Origin of the sequence: Acidovorax sp. GW101-3H11, assembly GCF_001633105.1 — a bacterium.
Classification (GTDB): Bacteria; Pseudomonadota; Gammaproteobacteria; order Burkholderiales; family Burkholderiaceae_C; genus Acidovorax.
In genome coordinates this window covers 1-14,864 of record NZ_LUKZ01000007.1, presented here as the reverse complement: position 1 = coordinate 14,864, position 14,864 = coordinate 1, and the positions used below count along the sequence as shown (strand labels likewise).

General features: G+C 67.4%; 12 protein-coding genes. 5 read left to right on the top strand and 7 right to left on the bottom strand.

What is annotated here, in order from left to right:
* Positions 1-28: 28 nt before the first annotated feature.
* Both A1D30_RS05340 and A1D30_RS05335 read right to left on the bottom strand, forming a co-directional pair.
* Positions 29-1,066, bottom strand: coding sequence for a TRAP transporter substrate-binding protein (locus A1D30_RS05340; RefSeq protein WP_063459762.1), 1,038 nt, complete (start codon positions 1,064-1,066; stop codon positions 29-31).
* Between the two features lie 205 nt (positions 1,067-1,271).
* Positions 1,272-2,060, bottom strand: coding sequence for a GntR family transcriptional regulator (locus A1D30_RS05335; protein WP_063459761.1), 789 nt, complete (start codon positions 2,058-2,060; stop codon positions 1,272-1,274).
* 267 nt (positions 2,061-2,327) lie between these two features.
* Between A1D30_RS05335 and A1D30_RS05330 the strand changes: the two genes are divergently transcribed.
* Both A1D30_RS05330 and A1D30_RS05325 read left to right on the top strand, forming a co-directional pair.
* On the top strand, positions 2,328-3,380 hold the full coding sequence (locus A1D30_RS05330) for an aromatic ring-hydroxylating dioxygenase subunit alpha (RefSeq protein ID WP_063459760.1): 1,053 nt from the start codon (positions 2,328-2,330) through the stop codon (positions 3,378-3,380).
* On the top strand, positions 3,377-4,342 hold the full coding sequence (locus A1D30_RS05325) for a PDR/VanB family oxidoreductase (RefSeq protein WP_063459759.1): 966 nt from the start codon (positions 3,377-3,379) through the stop codon (positions 4,340-4,342). Before A1D30_RS05330 ends, A1D30_RS05325 begins: the two co-directional genes overlap by 4 nt.
* Positions 4,343-4,461: 119 nt before the next feature.
* On the opposite strand, the gene A1D30_RS05320 is transcribed toward A1D30_RS05325, so the two are convergent.
* The 3 genes from A1D30_RS05320 to A1D30_RS05310 form a co-directional block, all read right to left on the bottom strand.
* Positions 4,462-4,812: an HPF/RaiA family ribosome-associated protein gene (locus A1D30_RS05320; protein ID WP_063459758.1), complete on the bottom strand. Its 351-nt coding sequence runs from the start codon at positions 4,810-4,812 to the stop codon at positions 4,462-4,464.
* A gap of 99 nt (positions 4,813-4,911) precedes the next feature.
* Complete coding sequence (locus tag A1D30_RS05315) at positions 4,912-6,924, bottom strand: adenylate/guanylate cyclase domain-containing protein (protein WP_063459757.1); 2,013 nt, start codon at positions 6,922-6,924, stop codon at positions 4,912-4,914.
* Positions 6,896-10,462, bottom strand: coding sequence for a TonB-dependent receptor (locus A1D30_RS05310; protein WP_063459756.1), 3,567 nt, complete (start codon positions 10,460-10,462; stop codon positions 6,896-6,898). Before A1D30_RS05310 ends, A1D30_RS05315 begins: the two co-directional genes overlap by 29 nt.
* 332 nt (positions 10,463-10,794) lie before the next feature.
* Between A1D30_RS05310 and A1D30_RS05305 the strand changes: the two genes are divergently transcribed.
* The gene (locus tag A1D30_RS05305; protein ID WP_063459781.1) at positions 10,795-11,685 is read left to right on the top strand and encodes a type 1 glutamine amidotransferase; all 891 of its coding nucleotides are present in this window, start codon (positions 10,795-10,797) and stop codon (positions 11,683-11,685) included.
* 19 nt (positions 11,686-11,704) lie between these two features.
* On the opposite strand, the gene A1D30_RS05300 is transcribed toward A1D30_RS05305, so the two are convergent.
* Positions 11,705-12,103 (bottom strand): hypothetical protein, encoded by a 399-nt coding sequence (locus A1D30_RS05300; protein ID WP_063459755.1) that lies wholly within the window; start codon positions 12,101-12,103, stop codon positions 11,705-11,707.
* 76 nt (positions 12,104-12,179) lie between these two features.
* Positions 12,180-13,100 (bottom strand): LysR family transcriptional regulator, encoded by a 921-nt coding sequence (locus A1D30_RS05295; protein WP_063459780.1) that lies wholly within the window; start codon positions 13,098-13,100, stop codon positions 12,180-12,182.
* A 75-nt stretch (positions 13,101-13,175) separates the two neighbouring features.
* On the opposite strand from A1D30_RS05295, the gene A1D30_RS05290 reads away from it, so the two are divergent.
* Positions 13,176-13,526, top strand: coding sequence for a protocatechuate 4,5-dioxygenase subunit alpha (locus A1D30_RS05290; protein WP_063459754.1), 351 nt, complete (start codon positions 13,176-13,178; stop codon positions 13,524-13,526).
* A gap of 213 nt (positions 13,527-13,739) precedes the next feature.
* Positions 13,740-14,585 carry a class III extradiol dioxygenase family protein gene (locus A1D30_RS05285; RefSeq protein ID WP_063459753.1) on the top strand — a complete coding sequence of 282 codons (846 nt, stop codon included), beginning with the start codon at positions 13,740-13,742 and terminating at the stop codon, positions 14,583-14,585.
* Positions 14,586-14,864: the final 279 nt, after the last annotated feature.

Here is a 14,864-nt window from a genome sequence, read left to right as displayed (position 1 = left end):
CCGGGTGCACCCAAAAGCAACACCACGCTTATTTGCTGTGTTTCTCGATCAGGGCCCGGGCTTCGGCCGCGAGCTTGGCACCATCGATGCCCTTGCCCTTGACCTCGTTGATCCAGTCGGTCTCCACACTGGCGGCGGTGCGGCGCCAGCGCTGGGTCTCGGCCACGTCCAGGGCCACGATGTTGTTCTTGGCACGCTCGGCAATCTGGCGGCCCACCTTGTCGCCTTCGTCCATGGCGCGGCCGAACATGGCAGCGGTCTCGATGCCGGAGTTCTTGTCGATCACGGCCTTGAGGTCGGGGGGCAGCTTGTCGTAGCTGGCCTTGTTCATCGAGAACGCAAAGGTCTGCGTGTACAGGCCTTCCTTGCCCGCAAAGGTGGTGTGGTTGCGCACCAGCTCGGTCACCTTGAGCGACGGCGTCACCTCCCACGGGATGGTGGTGCCATCGATGGTGCCCTTGCTGAGCGCATCGGTCACCGCAGGCACGGGCATGCCCACGGGCGTGGCGCCCAGCTTGGTGAGCATGTTGCTGATGATGCGCGAGCCGCCGCGCACCTTCATGCCGCGCAGGCTTTCCAGGCCGGTGACGGGGGTCTTGGTGTGGAACAGGCCGGGGCCGTGGGTGTGCACCGCGATCAGCTTGACGTCCTTGAACTCGTCGGCCGCGAACTTCTCAACGTATTCCTGGATGGCGCGCGAAGAAGCCTCGGCGTTGCCGCTCATGAAGGGCAGCTCGAACACTTCCGTCTTGGGGAAGCGGCCCGGGGTGTAGCCCAGCACGGTCCAGGTGAAGTCCACCACGCCGTCGCGCGCCTGGTCGAACAGCTGCGGTGGCGCGCCGCCCAGCTGCATGGCATGGAACAGCTGCACCTTGATCTTGCCGCCCGATTCGGCCTCGATCTTCTGCGCCCAGGGCACCAGGGCCTTGGCCGGGATGGTGGCCTGGGGCGGCAGCATCTGGTGCAGCCGCAAGGTCACGGTCTGCGCCATGGCGCTACCCGCCACCGTGGCCAGGGCGGCAGCCCCGAGGGCCGTCAACGCGGCGCGTCGCTTGAGGAAGTTCATTTTTTGTCTCCGATCTCGGTGGGTCTGCACATCTTTTGTGGGGCACCACACCCCGGGCCCGGAGGGCCTGCGGCATGGTGCGTGGGGTGCATCTCACCCCCACTGTGCATGCGGGCGCAGCCACGTGCCAGTTCTATGGCGGACTTTCAGCTATGCCAGACCGTTATGAAACCGGTGAAACCCGCAGACGGGCCGCAAGACGGGCTCATCGGCGGCGGATGAGCGTGAGCGCTGGCAAACCGGCATGCCCCTGCCCGGCCGCCTGGGCCGACAGTGCCGAGCGCAGGTTGCGCTGGGCCAGGCGCGAGTGTTCGCGCAGGATGGCCTCGGCGCGTGCGCCTTCGTGGTGTTCGATGGCATCGAGCAGCTGACGGTGCTGGTCCTGCGCCACCACCAGCATGTCGCGCGCCTGCGGCGAATGGGTCTGCACCAGCACAAAGGCCGAGGGCGAGGCAAAGGGCAGGCCCTTGACCCGCTCCAGCTCGCGCGCCACCACGCTGCCGCCCAGCATGCGGCCCAGCAGCACATGGAACTGCGCGTTCAGCTCGACATAGCGCGCAAAGCCCTGGTCGTCCAGGGCCGGGGGTGCCAGCGTGGCGTCGATGGCGTCCAGGCAGGCATGGGCGTCGGCCAGCACAGCGGGCGGCACCCCGCGCTCGGCCGCCAGGCGCGCCGCCAGCCCCTCCAGCGTGCCACGCAGCGCAATCGCATCGGCCACATCGGTTTCAGAAAAGGTGCGCACGGCGTAGCCGCCGCCGGGCAGGCGCTGCAGCAGCCCCTCCTGCTCCAGCCGCATCAGCGCCGCGCGGATGGGCGTGCGCGACACCCCCAGCTTCTCGACGATGGCCAGCTCGGCAATGCGCGCGCCGCCGGGCAGCTCGCCCGCCAGGATCATCTCGCGCAGGCGCAACTGGGCTTTCACGGACTGGGAGGCTCCCGCTTCGGCGCCGTCGCCAGGGGTGGGCTCCGCCACCGGGGATTCACTGGGGTTCATAGGCAAACAAGATAAAGAGGGGGGCGCTTCTCCGGAGAAAAGCCGCCTGTTAATGTATACACAACCATGGCCTGCGCCTCCACGAATTTCTATAAAAATCCATTTAAAACAATAATTTACGGGATATCGCAGGTTGCAATAACTGGTTTATCACCATTCAATGTATACATTGATGCCACTTTTTTGCACAATCCGCCCAGCCAGCCCCACCCGCGCTGCGGCACACGCGCTGCAGCGGCGGCCCCGCCACACAAAGAGACAAGCCCCATGTATCCCAAGAACGCCTGGTACGTCGCCTGCACCCCCGACGAGATCGCCGAAAAGCCCCTGGGCCGCACCATCTGCGGCGAGAAGATCGTGTTCTACCGCCCCGCACCCGACCAGGTCGCCGCGCTGGACGACTTCTGCCCCCACCGGGGCGCGCCGCTGTCGCTGGGCACGGTGTGCGAGGGGCATCTGCAATGCGGCTACCACGGCCTGCGGGTGGAGTGCACGGGCAAATCGGTCTCCATGCCCGGCCAGCGCGTGCAGGGTTTTCCCAAGGCGCGCAGCTTTCCGGTGGTGGAGCGCTATGGCTTCATCTGGGTGTGGCCCGGCGACGCCGACAAGGCCGACCCGGCCACCATCCACCACCTGCCCTGGGCCAACAACCCCGAGTGGGCCTACGGCGGCGGGCTGTACCACATTGCCTGCGACTACCGGCTGATGATCGACAACCTGATGGACCTGACGCACGAGACCTACGTGCACTCCACCAGCATCGGCCAGAAGGAAATCGACGAGGTGCCCTGCAAGACGCGCGTGGAGGGCGACGAGGTCATCACCAGCCGCTTCATGGAAGGTATCCAGCCGCCGCCCTTCTGGCAGATGGCGCTGCGCATGAACGGCCTGCCCGACGACCAGCCGGTGGACCGCTGGCAGATCTGCCACTTCACGCCGCCCAGCCATGTGCTGATCGAGGTGGGTGTGGCGCTGGCAGGCCACGGCGGCTACAACGCTCCGGCCGACAAGAAGGCGTCGAGCATCGTGGTGGACTTCATCACGCCCGAGACGGAAACATCCATCCACTACTTCTGGGGCATGGCACGCAACTTCAAGCCACAGGACCCGTCGCTCACCACCCAGATCCGCGATGGCCAAGGCAAGATTTTTGCCGAAGACCAGCAGATGCTGGAACTGCAGCAGCAAAACCTGCTGCGTTACCCCGACCGCAAGCTGCTCATGCTCAACATCGATGCGGGCGGCGTGCAATCGCGCAAGATCCTGGACCGCATCCTGGCGGCCGAGCAGGCCCCCGCGCCCCAGACGGTGACCGCATGACCGCGCAGGAAACCCTGCAGGTCCGCGTCGTCACGAAGCGGGCCGAAGCCGAAGGCATTGCCAGCTTTGAGCTGGCGCGCGTGGACGGCGCCGCGCTGCCCCCGTTCAGCGCGGGGTCGCACATCGACGTGCACCTGCCGGGCGGGCTGACCCGGCAGTATTCGCTGTGCAATGCCTCGCACGAGTCGCACCGCTACCGCATCGCCGTGCTGCGCGACGCGGCATCGCGCGGTGGCTCGGTCGCCATGCACGACAGCGTGCACGAGGGCGACGTGATCACCATCAGCACACCGCGCAACCACTTTGCGCTGCACCCCGCGCAGCGCACCCTGCTGCTGGCGGGGGGCATCGGCGTGACGCCCCTGTTGTGCATGGCCGACCGGCTGGCCCGCACAGGCGCCGACTTTGCGCTGCACTACTGCACCCGCTCGGTGGAGCGCACCGCGTTTGCCAGCGAGATTGCGGCATCGGCGATGGGCCCCCATGTGCACTTCCACTTCGACGCCGGCGCGCCCGAGCAGAAGCTGGACCTGGCCGCCGTGCTGGCCGCACCCGGGGCGGACAAGCGCCTGTATGTGTGTGGCCCGGCGGGCTTCATCGACCATGTGGTGGGCACGGCCAAGGCCATGGGCTGGGCGCAGGACAACATCCACCTCGAATACTTTGGCGCCCCGGCGCAGGACACCTCGGGCGACCAGGGCTTTGAAGTGCGCATTGCCAGCACCGGCAAGGTCTACCCGATTGCGGCCGATGTGTCGGTGGTGGAGGCGCTGCGCAAGGAGGGCATCGACATCCTCACATCCTGCGAGCAAGGCGTGTGTGGCACCTGCCTCACGCGCGTGCTGGAGGGCGAGGTGGACCACCGCGACATGTACCTGACGGACGAGGAAAAAGCCGCCAACGAGCAGTTCATGCCCTGCTGCTCGCGCGCGCGCAGCAAGCTGCTGGTACTGGATCTGTGAGTGGCCCAAGCAAAAAGGCGCTGCAACCGTGGGTTGCAGCACCTTTTCTTTCAATGCTATTAAATCAATAGTTATCAGCGCTTATCCATCGCGCGCAGAAGCCACTTTTTAATCAAATTTCACTCCTCCACAGCCGCCCGGATGGTCTCGCGGCCGTTGCGGTCCTTCACGCGGCCCAGGTCGGCGTCCAGCGCGCGGGCCAGTTTGTCGGCCGCGCCGATGAAGGCGTTGGCCATCTTGTCGGCCTCGTCGGTCACGGTGACGGGCTGGCGGCCGGTGACGCGTGCCTCGATGCGGCAACGCTTGTCATTGGCGCCCGATTTGCCCGCATCCAGATCGCTCAGAAACACCTCCAGCCGCGTCACATGGTCCTGAAAACGCGACAGCCGGCTCTTGCATTCGTCCGTGATCCAGCGGGCCAGTGATTCGCCGCCGTGGATGTGGTCGTCGGTGTTGACTTGTACTTGCATGGCGAGGGTCCTTCCTGATGAAGTTGCGAAGGCCCCATCATGGCACCGGCGTCCATACCCCCGGTAAACACATGTCAAAGGATGTTGGATTCGTCCGCCCTACAACTTGTCGAGCGCCACGGCAGGGAACCAGGGCGCATCGGCGGGCAGCATCCGGGCCTCGGCCACGCGCTCCCGCAGGCGGGTGGCGGCCAGGTCGCCGGGCAGCCGCTCCAGCACCCGCGCCAGCTGCGCCTCGGCGCCGGGCCAGTCGCGCGCATGGAAGGCCGCCAGCGCGGCGCTGCCGGCCTCGCGCACCGTGGCGTCGTCGCAGGGCGTGAACACGCGCACGGGCTCGGTCTTGCCCTTGACGATTACATCGTCCAGCGCGCGCAGCGCCACCGTGGGCGGCAGCTGCGCGGCGGTGGCGGCCGACAGCAGGATGCCGGTGCCAAAGGCCTTGTTCGCGCCCTCCAGCCGCGCGGCCAGGTTCACCGCGTCGCCAATCGCGGTGTACGAAAAGCGCTGGTCCGAGCCCACATTGCCCACCACCACGCGCCCCGTGTGCAGGCCGATGCGCATGTGGATGGGCGGCAGCCCGCGCGCGGCCAGGCCCGCCACCAGCGCTTGCATGGCCTGCTGCATGGCAATGGCGGCAGCCACGGCGTGTTCGGCATGCTGCGCGTCGTCCAGCGGCGCGCCCCAGAAGGCCATCACCGCATCGCCGATGAACTTGTCCAGCGTGCCGCCGGTGGCGTGCACGATGGGCGTCATCGCGTTGAAGTAAGCGGTGAGCACCTCCACCGTCTGGTCTGCGCTGAGCTGCTCGGACAGCGTGGTGAAGCTCGCCAGGTCGGTGAACATGAGCGTGACCTCGCGCGACTCGCCGCCCAGGCGCATCAGTTCGGGGTGCGCAATGAGGCGCTCCACCACAGCGGGCGGCACATACTGCGCAAACATCGCGCGCGTCTGCCGCGCGCGCTGGCGCACCGCTGCATAACCCGCCAGCGCAGCCCCGCCGTAGATCGCCGCTGTGGCCGTTGCAGGCAGCAGTGGCGGCCACCACAGCTGAAAGCGCGCAAACAGCCACCACGAACCCAGCGCGATGGCCACCACCAGCGCAGCCGCCAGCGCCGCCGCACCGGCCAGGGGCAGCCTGCGGTTGCCCCACAGCAGCACGGGCAACACCAGCAGCACCAGGGCCAGCGTCCAGCCCTCGTGCACGCTGCGCAGGCCCCCGCCCGTGAGGTAGTTGTCCACCAGCGTGGCCTGCAGTTCGACGCCCGGGAACAGGCGCTCGCCGCCCGCCGTGCCAAACGGCGAATTGAACAGATCGGCCTGCGACCGCGTCAGCTCGGTGGCCGTGCGCGCTGAGCGCCCCACGAGCACGATCTTGTTCTTGAAAAAGCCCGCAGGCAGCAGGCCCGGCTCCAGCGCCTGGTAGTACGAGCGTGTGTCGAACGTGCCGCGCGCGCCCCGGTAGCCGATCCAGTCGAAATGGCGCAGCGCGGGCCGCTGCTGGCCGCGCGCCTCGGCCGCGCGCTGGGCCAGCCGCAGCGCAAAACTCTCGCGCGCCACCGGGGCGCGGCGCACCACAAAGTCGTCGTCCGGCTCCACCCCGGCATCGCCCGCGTCGGCGCCCGCATCCAGAAAGCGCTGCAGCGGCAGCACATCGAGCCAGAGCGCGGCGTTGCTGCTGTCGATCTTCTCGCGCGTGGCCGCCAGCACCACCGGGCCCGCCTCGGCAATGGCGCGGTCCAGGGCCGCGTCCTCGGCCTCGGTGGAGGGCTCGGCAAACACCACGTCAAACCCCACGGCAGCGGCACCGTCGGCATGCAGGCGCTGCAGCAGCGCCGCGTGCACGCTGCGCGGGAAGGGCCAGGGCTGCTGTAGCTCCTGGAAGGTGGGCTCGTCGATCGCCAGAATCACCACCGGCAGCGCGCTGCGCTGCGGCGCCGCCAGCGCGGTGAGCACGTCAAAGGTCTTGAACTCCAGCGCATGCCAGGTGCGCGTGAACGTGGCGGCGCCCACCAGCAGCAGCGCGAGCAGGCAGGCCGCCAGGGGCCACCACGGCTGGCTGCGCCAGGTGGCGGGCGATGCCCGGTCAGAAGCGGTAGCGGGCGTCCAGGACATAGCGGGTCTTGCGGCGGTCGGACTTGGGTGCCCACAGGTTCATGGCTGCCACACCCACCACCCAGTGTTTGTCGTGGGACTCCCAGTACCCCATCAGGTCCACGCCCCAGCCGGGTGCGATGCGCGTGAGGTTTTCCGCGTCTTCAAACCGCTCCGACCGGTACACCGCCCGGCCGCTGACGTAGAAGCGCTGCGGGCTGACCCAGGTGGCGCCCAGCACGGCCGTGTGGCGCGGGATGTAAGGGATGCGGCCCACGGCCGCGTCGGTGTCGTAGCTGCGGCTTTCGCTGCCCTGGTACAGGTATTTGGCATAGCCCGACCAGCGGCGGCTGAACATGTGGTTGACGCCTGCGCCCAGGGTCTTGAGCGTGCCGGTGTCAAAGCTGGGCGTGTCCTCCAGCAGGTCGGTGGTGGAGAGGTTGACCATCTGCGCGTTGCGCATTTCTTCGAGGAACGGCAGGCTGGGCGTGCGCAGGTCCACCCCCACGGTGCCGGGGTTGCGCACCCGCAGGTGGTCGGCACGCAGACTCACAAAGGTGCTCCGGCCCAGCGCCATGCCCAGCTGCGCCACCACGCGTTTGTGGCGGCCACCGGCTTCGACCAGGCGGTCCTCCACCGGGATGCCCGCCGTCTCCACGCTGGTGAGGGTGGACACACTCAGCGGCCGCAACCAGTCCTGGTAGGCCATGCGCACCGTGGTGCCCGCAGCGGGCTGCCACACCAGGCCCACGCGGGGCGTGACCACGCGCTCCATCTCGGCGCGGCGCACCTGCTCTTCGCTCAGGTGGTCCAGATTCACCAGGTAGCTTTGGGTCAGGCCATCCACCCGGTGGCGAATTTGCTGCAGGCCGAGGGCCGCGTCCAGGTTCCATGCCGCATCCAGGCGCTGGGTGGTGGCCAGGGTCAGGCCGGTGTAGCGGCGGTCCACGTTGTTGTAGCCGGCCACCAAAAGAGAGTCGCGGAAGGGGCCCACCCCCGGGATGTCGGCCGCCACGGCGGCCTCGCCTGCGATCAGGTTGTGCTGGCGCTCGCGCACATGCTCCAGCGCCACGCTCCAGCGGCTGCCGGGGGCGGTGTCCACCGTGTGGCGCAGTTGCAGGTCGTTGAACTGCTTCTGGGGCAGGCTGCTCACGCCCATCAGGCTGACGAACGGAGGCTCCAGGTACAGCGTGGGGTAACGCTGCAGCAGGATGTGCTCCATGCTGCGGCCGAGCTTGATCCAGGTCTGCTCGGTGGGCCCCCAGCGGTAGGCCAGGCCCACGGCGCCCTGGGTGCTCTGGTTGTCCAGCGCGGTCTCGAACAGGTTCTGGCTGGCCAGGCGCATGTCGAACTGGTTCACATAGGCAAACAGGTTGATGCGCTCGGTGGGCTGCATGCCCGCACCCACGGTGACGGCGCGTGCACGCACATCGCCATACCCCCCGCGCACGGCGGGCGCGTTGTTGACCTGCAGATCAAACGGGAACTCGCTCGCGCGGGCCGACTGGGCCTTGAAGAACCACGACACGGGCACATGGGTGTTGTTCATGCCGTTGAGCGTGACGGCGGGGGCCCGCATGCGGTAGAGGTCGCGGTCCAGCGTCACCCCCACGGCCCCATGCGCCCCCGGCTGCTGCAGAAGCGAGGAGTACCGCTGGCTCGCGCCAAACGCCATGGGGTCGGTCAGAAAGCCCTGGAACAGCGCGGAGTTCTTGTTGAATTCGCCCGCATAGCGGTCCGCCATGAACAGGTGGCTGCCACCCCAGTACGGGTAAAAGCTCTGCTGCGCCAGCTCCAGCGCCCAGTCCTCCATGCCAAAAAAGGCCAGCGATGCGCCCAGGTTGGCGCTGCCCTTCTGGTCATTGGCCACCTGGTTGAGGGACTTGAGGTAGGGCATGCGCTCCACCGCTGCGCGCGCGGCTTCCACCGCTTCGCCGGGCTGGAACAGGTCGGTGTGGATCTGCGCGAGTAGCATGTGGGGCACCGGGTCCTTGTCGTCCAGCACGGTGGCCTGGTGCAGGGTGGACAGCGCGTCCTGGTGGCGGCCCAGCTGGTAGTAGGCGACGGCCGTCCAGGTCTTGGCGCGGGCATAGCGCGGCTCCATCACGCCCGCGCGCAAAAACGCATCCAGTGCGGCCTGCGGGTTGCCTTGCTTGAGGTGCAGCAGGCCCTGGCCGGTGAGCGCCACATAGTCCGCCGGGTTGTCGCCCAGGGCCGTGGCAAAGGCCGCACCGGCTTCGGTGAACTGGTTCACAAAGGTTTCGAGTGTGCCCAGCTCACCATAGGCGCCGGGCTGCTGGGGCGACAGCGCCAATGCGCGTTGCAGGTTCTCGCGAGCAGGGCGCGGGTCTTCGCGCTCCACATGCGCACTGCCCAGGCCCTGCCAGGCACGCGCATCGCCAGCGGCCAGTTGCGTGGCCTCGGTGTAGGCGGCCAGCGCGGCGGGCGCGTCGCCCCGGCGCCGGGCCAGCTCAGCGCGCACCAGGGCCACTTCGGCATGGGCCGTGGCCTGCACGGGGGCCAGCGCGGCACTGGCCTCATCCACACGGTCGCTCAGCATCAGCACACGGGCCAGCTGGGCCGCCAGCGCGGGGTGGGCGGGCCAGCGCTGCAAAGCCGTGCGCAGGGTGTTGGCGGCTGCGGCGCCTTCGCCCTCCACCAGCTGCACGTCAGACTGCATGAGCCAGGCAGGCAGTGGCGCCGCAGACTGCACCACCTGGCGCGCCAGCTGCTCGCGCGCGGCCAGCAGGTCGCCCGCCTGCAGGGCAATGGCCGCGTCCATCACCGCCACCCAGGGCGCGGGTGCGCCGCTGCTGCGGGCCTGTGCCAGGGCAGCGCGTGCAGCGGCCAGGTCGCGGGCCGCGAGTGCGGCACGCACCGGGGCCAGGGTGTCGGGCACGGGCTCGGCGGCCAGATGGGGCAGCGGGTCGGCACGCAGCGCGTTCACCCACTGGATGCGGTCGCGCGGCTGGCTCAGCACCAGCTTGACCGGCGCCTTACCCACCTCGGCCACGGCGGCTTCGTTGGCGCCCACAGACACCGCGCCCTGCGCGTTGGAGAACTCCACCTGGCCCGACAGCACGGTGATCAGCGTGCGCCCATCGTCCTCCACGCTGATGTCCCAGTCCGTGCCCCGGATCGCGGCCGTAGCGGCGGGTGTCTCCAGGTTCAGGCGGCTGCCGTCGGCGCGTTTGGTCTGGGTCCAGGCGCGGCCCGCGTTCAGCAGCAAGGTGGTCACCGGCTGGGCGGGGGTGGCCACGCCCTTGACCTGCAGCACCGTGTTCTGGTGCAGTCGCAATTGCGTGTCGTCGGCAAACAGCAGCGCCATGCGCGCGGCCTGGCGCGTGCGCACAAAGTCGCCCGTGGCCAGCGGCTGCGCCAGGCGTGCGGGGCCCCAGTCGGCCGCTGCGGCAGCGCGCTGGTCGCCCGTGCCTTGCAGGCTCACGATCTCGGCGGCGGCACCTGGGGGCACAACGGCCTGGGCGAACTGGGACCAGGCCATGGCGGCCAGTGCCGCGAGGGTGGTTAGGGCGGGCAGGCGGTTTTTCTTTTGGTGCATGTGGGGCTTTCGCGGAAGGCGGGAAACACATCAACTTCGCCGGACCCCTCCCCGTGCCCGGCAAACAGAAATTATCGCGAGCCCCCTGCGCTCCCGCCCCTCGGCGCGGGGACCTCTGCCGGGCATTTCATGAAGAAAGCCACATTTCGTAGCACCGTGTAACAGACGAAGGGGCCGCACAGCGGCGAAGCCTGCCCCGCACGGCCCTTTCCTACAGACGGCCCAAGAAGGCGGTGATACAAACAAACCCGTGGGCCCTTTCGCCCCCTCCCTCCACCCCCTTCTTCTTGTTGCCCGCCACGCCCTGCGTGTGCCGCCCGGAGCCTTTTGCCATGCCCGCTGCCCCCCGCCTCAAGATCGGCCTGTCGGCCTGCTTTCAGCACGCCGACCCCACCCGCCCTCTGTTCACCAACAAGACGCTGCAGTACGTCGAGCAATCCATCGCGCACTGGATCATGTCGTCCGGTGCCATCGTGGTGATGGTGCCCTGCCCCACCGGCGAGACCGCGCGCGGCGATGTGACGCTGCAGCACTATGCCGAGTGGCTGGATGGCGTGGTGATGCACGGCGGCGCCGACGTGTGGCCCGGCAACTATGGCGAAGAACCTCTGCGCGAAGAATGGGTGGGCGACCGCGTGCGCGACATCTACGACCTGGCCCTGGTCAAAGCCTTTGCCGAAGTGGGCAAACCCATCTTTGGCGTGTGCCGGGGTCTGCAGCTCATCAACGTGGCCTTTGGCGGCGCGCTGTACCAGGACATCGAAACCCAGCACCCCGGCGCACTGCAGCACCGCAACGCCACCACCTACGACCAGCACTTTCACGGCATCCAGATCGTGCCCGACTCACACCTGGCCAAGCTCTACCCCGACGTGCCGCGCGCGCGGGTCAACAGCATCCACCACCAGGGCATCAAGCGCGTGGCGCCCGAGTTTGAGGTGGAAGCCCTGAGCGAACCCGACGGCGTGCCCGAGGCCATCCGCCTCAAGCCCGCCCCAGGGCGCGGCTACATCGCGGCCACCCAGTGGCACCCAGAGTTCCACAAAAAAGGCTCGGACACGCTGGACGACACGGCCATCCTGCAAGACTTTTTGGCGGCTTGCGCTGAGGCACGAAAGAACCCGGTGCGGCCGGGCCAGCCGGTGGGGCTGAGGGACCGGGCGACGCGGTTATTGAAAACGGCGCTGCGCAAGGACCGCCAGCGCGACAAAGAAGGCCACTGAAGCGGCGCTCAGCGCGCCATCAGCGGCATTGCTCGCGAGCCTCTTTCTCGGTTTTGACTTCCATACCCTTGCAAAAATAGAACGGCACTGCGCAATGCAGGTACTTGCGCCCCACGTCTTTGGATACAGCCATGCTGGACACCATGGCGGGTGTGGAGGGGGCCTGGGCCGCCGTACAGGCATCTGCCCGCTTAGCGATCTCTTGCAGGCACTCCTCACGCGACAAGTTAAAACGCTTTCGCGCATCAGCACATTGCTGCAAGGCCACCTCCCGCCACAGCTGGAGAATCTCCGCTCGGGGGATGGGCTGTACTTCCACCGTCTTCAGGCTGTAAGGCGCCTGCGCCCACGCACCAAAAGACAAACCCACCAGCGCCACAGCCAGGACGGGCAAACACAGAATTGCGCGATGCATCATGGGCGATGTCTCCAGAGGCGAAGGTTTGCAGACGGAGCCGCATTGTGCGCCGGGTGGGCGCGGTACAGCAGATCCCCTACGCCGACTGAGACAACACCGGCCCCACCACCCCCTCCACCTCTGCCCGCAACCACCGGTGCGCTGCATCCTGCTGATACCGCGCATGCCAGATCAGGTACATCGGCATGGCAGGGCACACCACCGGCACTGGCGCACTGGCCAGACCCGCCAGGGCGGTGCGGGCCAGCAGTGAGGGCGCAGTGGTGAGCAGCGCGGTGCCACGCACAAACGCCGGTAGCGCCGCAAAGCCCGGCACGCGCACAGCAAAGCGGCGGCGCACGCCACGGGCCAGCAGTTGGCGGTCCAGGTCCAGCCCCCGGTGCGCTTCATAGGCCACGGTGGCGTGGTCTGCGGCCAGGTAGTCGGCCTCGGTGGCGGGGGCACTGCGCACGCTGGCGTCGTAGAACACGCGGTACTGGTCTTCAAACAATCGCTTTTGCACGATGTCGGTGCCGTCGGGCGGGCGGGGGCTGATGACGAGCTGGCATGCGTCAGACCTCAGCAGCTCGGCGCTGGGCGCCCCGCTGGGCACGATGCGCAGCGTGACGCCCGGTGCGGCGCGGCGCAGCCGGGCGGCCAGCGCGGGCAGCAGCAGATCGCGCTGAAAGTCGTTGGCGGCAATGTGAAGCTCGGTCTGCCACTGCATCGGATCAAACTCGGCCCCTTGGGCAAACCACTGCATCTGCTGCAGCAGCTCGCGCGCAGGCTGGGCCAGGGCCTCGGCGCGGGCAGTGGGCACGATGCCGCGCCCGCGCTTCACAAACAGCGGGTCGCCGGTGATGGCGCGCAGTTTGTCCAGCAGATGGCTCACGGCCGACTGGGTGACGCCCAGGCGATCGGCCGCCGCCGTGATGCTGCCCGTCTCCAGCACCGCCAGCAGCAGCTTCAGCAGGTGCCCGTCCAGGCCTGATCCATCGAATTTGCTCATGCATTCGATGATCTTTGCCCCCTTCATCTTTGGCAATGGCATCACGACACTGCGGGCTGACTTACATCAAGACCCGGAGACACCATGCCTTCCCCACTGCCCCCCATCCCCGGCACCACGCCGTTCGATGGCAACCAGGCCCGCAAGGGCTATGCGCTGAACAAGATGTGCTTTTCGTTCAACGACGAGGCCAACCGCAAGGCCTTTGTGGCCGACGAAGAGGCGTACATGAAGCAATACGGCCTGAACGAACAGCAGGCCGCCGCCATCCGCGCCAAGAACGTGCTGCAGCTGATTGCCGCAGGCGGCGACGCCTACTACCTGGCCAAGTTCGCGGGCATCTTCAAGCTGGACATGCAGGACATCGGCGCGCAGCAGACGGGCATGACCAAAGACGAATTCAAGGCCAAGCTGGTGGCGGCAGGCCGGGACTGACCCGCACTGCGCCTCCCCTTGCCCAACACCCTTCCACCCGTTCACGCTGAGCCTGTCGAAGCGCCGCACCATCCACGCGCCCCGGCTTCGACAGGCTCAGCCCGAACGGATGGGGGCGGCAACAGCCCCAACAACACCAGCAGCCACAACGCTGCGCAACGCGCGCGGCGGGTTAGCCCACCGCGCCCTCAAACACTGAATTGGAGACACCCCATGGCACAACTCATCGGCGGCCTCGGCACCTCGCACATTCCGGCCATTGGCAACGCCATCCACAAGGGCCTGCAAAACGACCCGTACTGGAAGCCCTTCTTCGACGGCTTTCCGCCCATCCGCCAATGGCTGGGCGAGAAGAAGCCGGACGTGGTGGTGATGTTCTACAACGACCACGGCCTGAACTTCTTCCTCGACAAGATGCCTACCTTTGCCGTGGGTGCGGCGGCGCAGTACAACAACGCCGACGAGGGCTGGGGCATCCCTACGCTGCCGCCGTTCCCGGGCGAGGTGGACCTGTCCTGGCACCTCATCAACACGCTGGTCGAGCAAGAGTTTGACGTGACCACCTGCCAGGAAATGCTGGTGGACCACGCCTGCACGCTGCCGCTCAAGCTCTTCTGGCCCGAGGGCGATTGCCCCGTGACGGTGGTGCCGGTGTGCATCAACACCGTGCAGTTCCCGCTGCCCTCAGCCAAGCGCTGCTACGCGCTGGGCAAGGCCGTGGGCCAGGCAATCCAGAGTTGGGACAGCGACAAGAAGGTGGCGGTGATTGCCTCGGGCGGCCTCTCCCACCAGCTCGACGGCGAACGCGCGGGTTTCATCAACAAGGCGTTTGATCTGCAGTTCATCGAAAGCCTGACCACCAACCCCGAATGGGCCACGCAGTTCAGCGTGCACAAGCTGGTGGAAAAAACCGGCACCCAGGGCGTGGAGCTGCTGATGTGGGTGGCGATGCGCGGGGCGCTGGCCACCGCCAGCGCGGGCGTGCGGCGGGTGCACAGCAACTACCACATCCCGATCTCCAACACGGCCACGGCGGTGATGGCGCTGGAAGCGGTCTGACCTCGTCGATTTCAAGCATTTTTGGCTGCCTGCGCCTGTCCATCATGCGTCAGCAGCTATTAATTCAGGAGCATTGATCTTTCCCAGCTTTCCCACAGGCTAGCGTCAGGCATTGCATTTACTGTAAATTCATAAGGGGTATCTATTTAGCTCCAGTAGCCCCGTTGATACTGTAATTTCATCCAGCAATAGTATCCGATTGCCTCTCCCCGGTGTTCTTGCTCACGACATCCCCATACGTCACTGGCGGCGTAACCACCGCTTGCTGCAGCAAGCGGT

What these genes read in the sequence shown, in the direction of transcription:
- A1D30_RS05290 (WP_063459754.1), top strand. Translation starts at nt 13,176, where the DNA reads ATGCCTTCCCCACTGCCCCCCATCCCCGGCACCACGCCGTTCGATGGC.
- A1D30_RS05285 (WP_063459753.1), top strand. Translation starts at nt 13,740, where the DNA reads ATGGCACAACTCATCGGCGGCCTCGGCACCTCGCACATTCCGGCCATT.
- A1D30_RS05300 (WP_063459755.1), bottom strand. Translation starts at nt 12,103, where the DNA reads ATGATGCATCGCGCAATTCTGTGTTTGCCCGTCCTGGCTGTGGCGCTG.
- A1D30_RS05315 (WP_063459757.1), bottom strand. Translation starts at nt 6,924, where the DNA reads ATGTCCTGGACGCCCGCTACCGCTTCTGACCGGGCATCGCCCGCCACC.
- A1D30_RS05330 (WP_063459760.1), top strand. Translation starts at nt 2,328, where the DNA reads ATGTATCCCAAGAACGCCTGGTACGTCGCCTGCACCCCCGACGAGATC.
- A1D30_RS05335 (WP_063459761.1), bottom strand. Translation starts at nt 2,060, where the DNA reads ATGAACCCCAGTGAATCCCCGGTGGCGGAGCCCACCCCTGGCGACGGC.
- A1D30_RS05325 (WP_063459759.1), top strand. Translation starts at nt 3,377, where the DNA reads ATGACCGCGCAGGAAACCCTGCAGGTCCGCGTCGTCACGAAGCGGGCC.
- A1D30_RS05305 (WP_063459781.1), top strand. Translation starts at nt 10,795, where the DNA reads ATGCCCGCTGCCCCCCGCCTCAAGATCGGCCTGTCGGCCTGCTTTCAG.
- A1D30_RS05340 (WP_063459762.1), bottom strand. Translation starts at nt 1,066, where the DNA reads ATGAACTTCCTCAAGCGACGCGCCGCGTTGACGGCCCTCGGGGCTGCC.
- A1D30_RS05320 (WP_063459758.1), bottom strand. Translation starts at nt 4,812, where the DNA reads ATGCAAGTACAAGTCAACACCGACGACCACATCCACGGCGGCGAATCA.
- A1D30_RS05310 (WP_063459756.1), bottom strand. Translation starts at nt 10,462, where the DNA reads ATGCACCAAAAGAAAAACCGCCTGCCCGCCCTAACCACCCTCGCGGCA.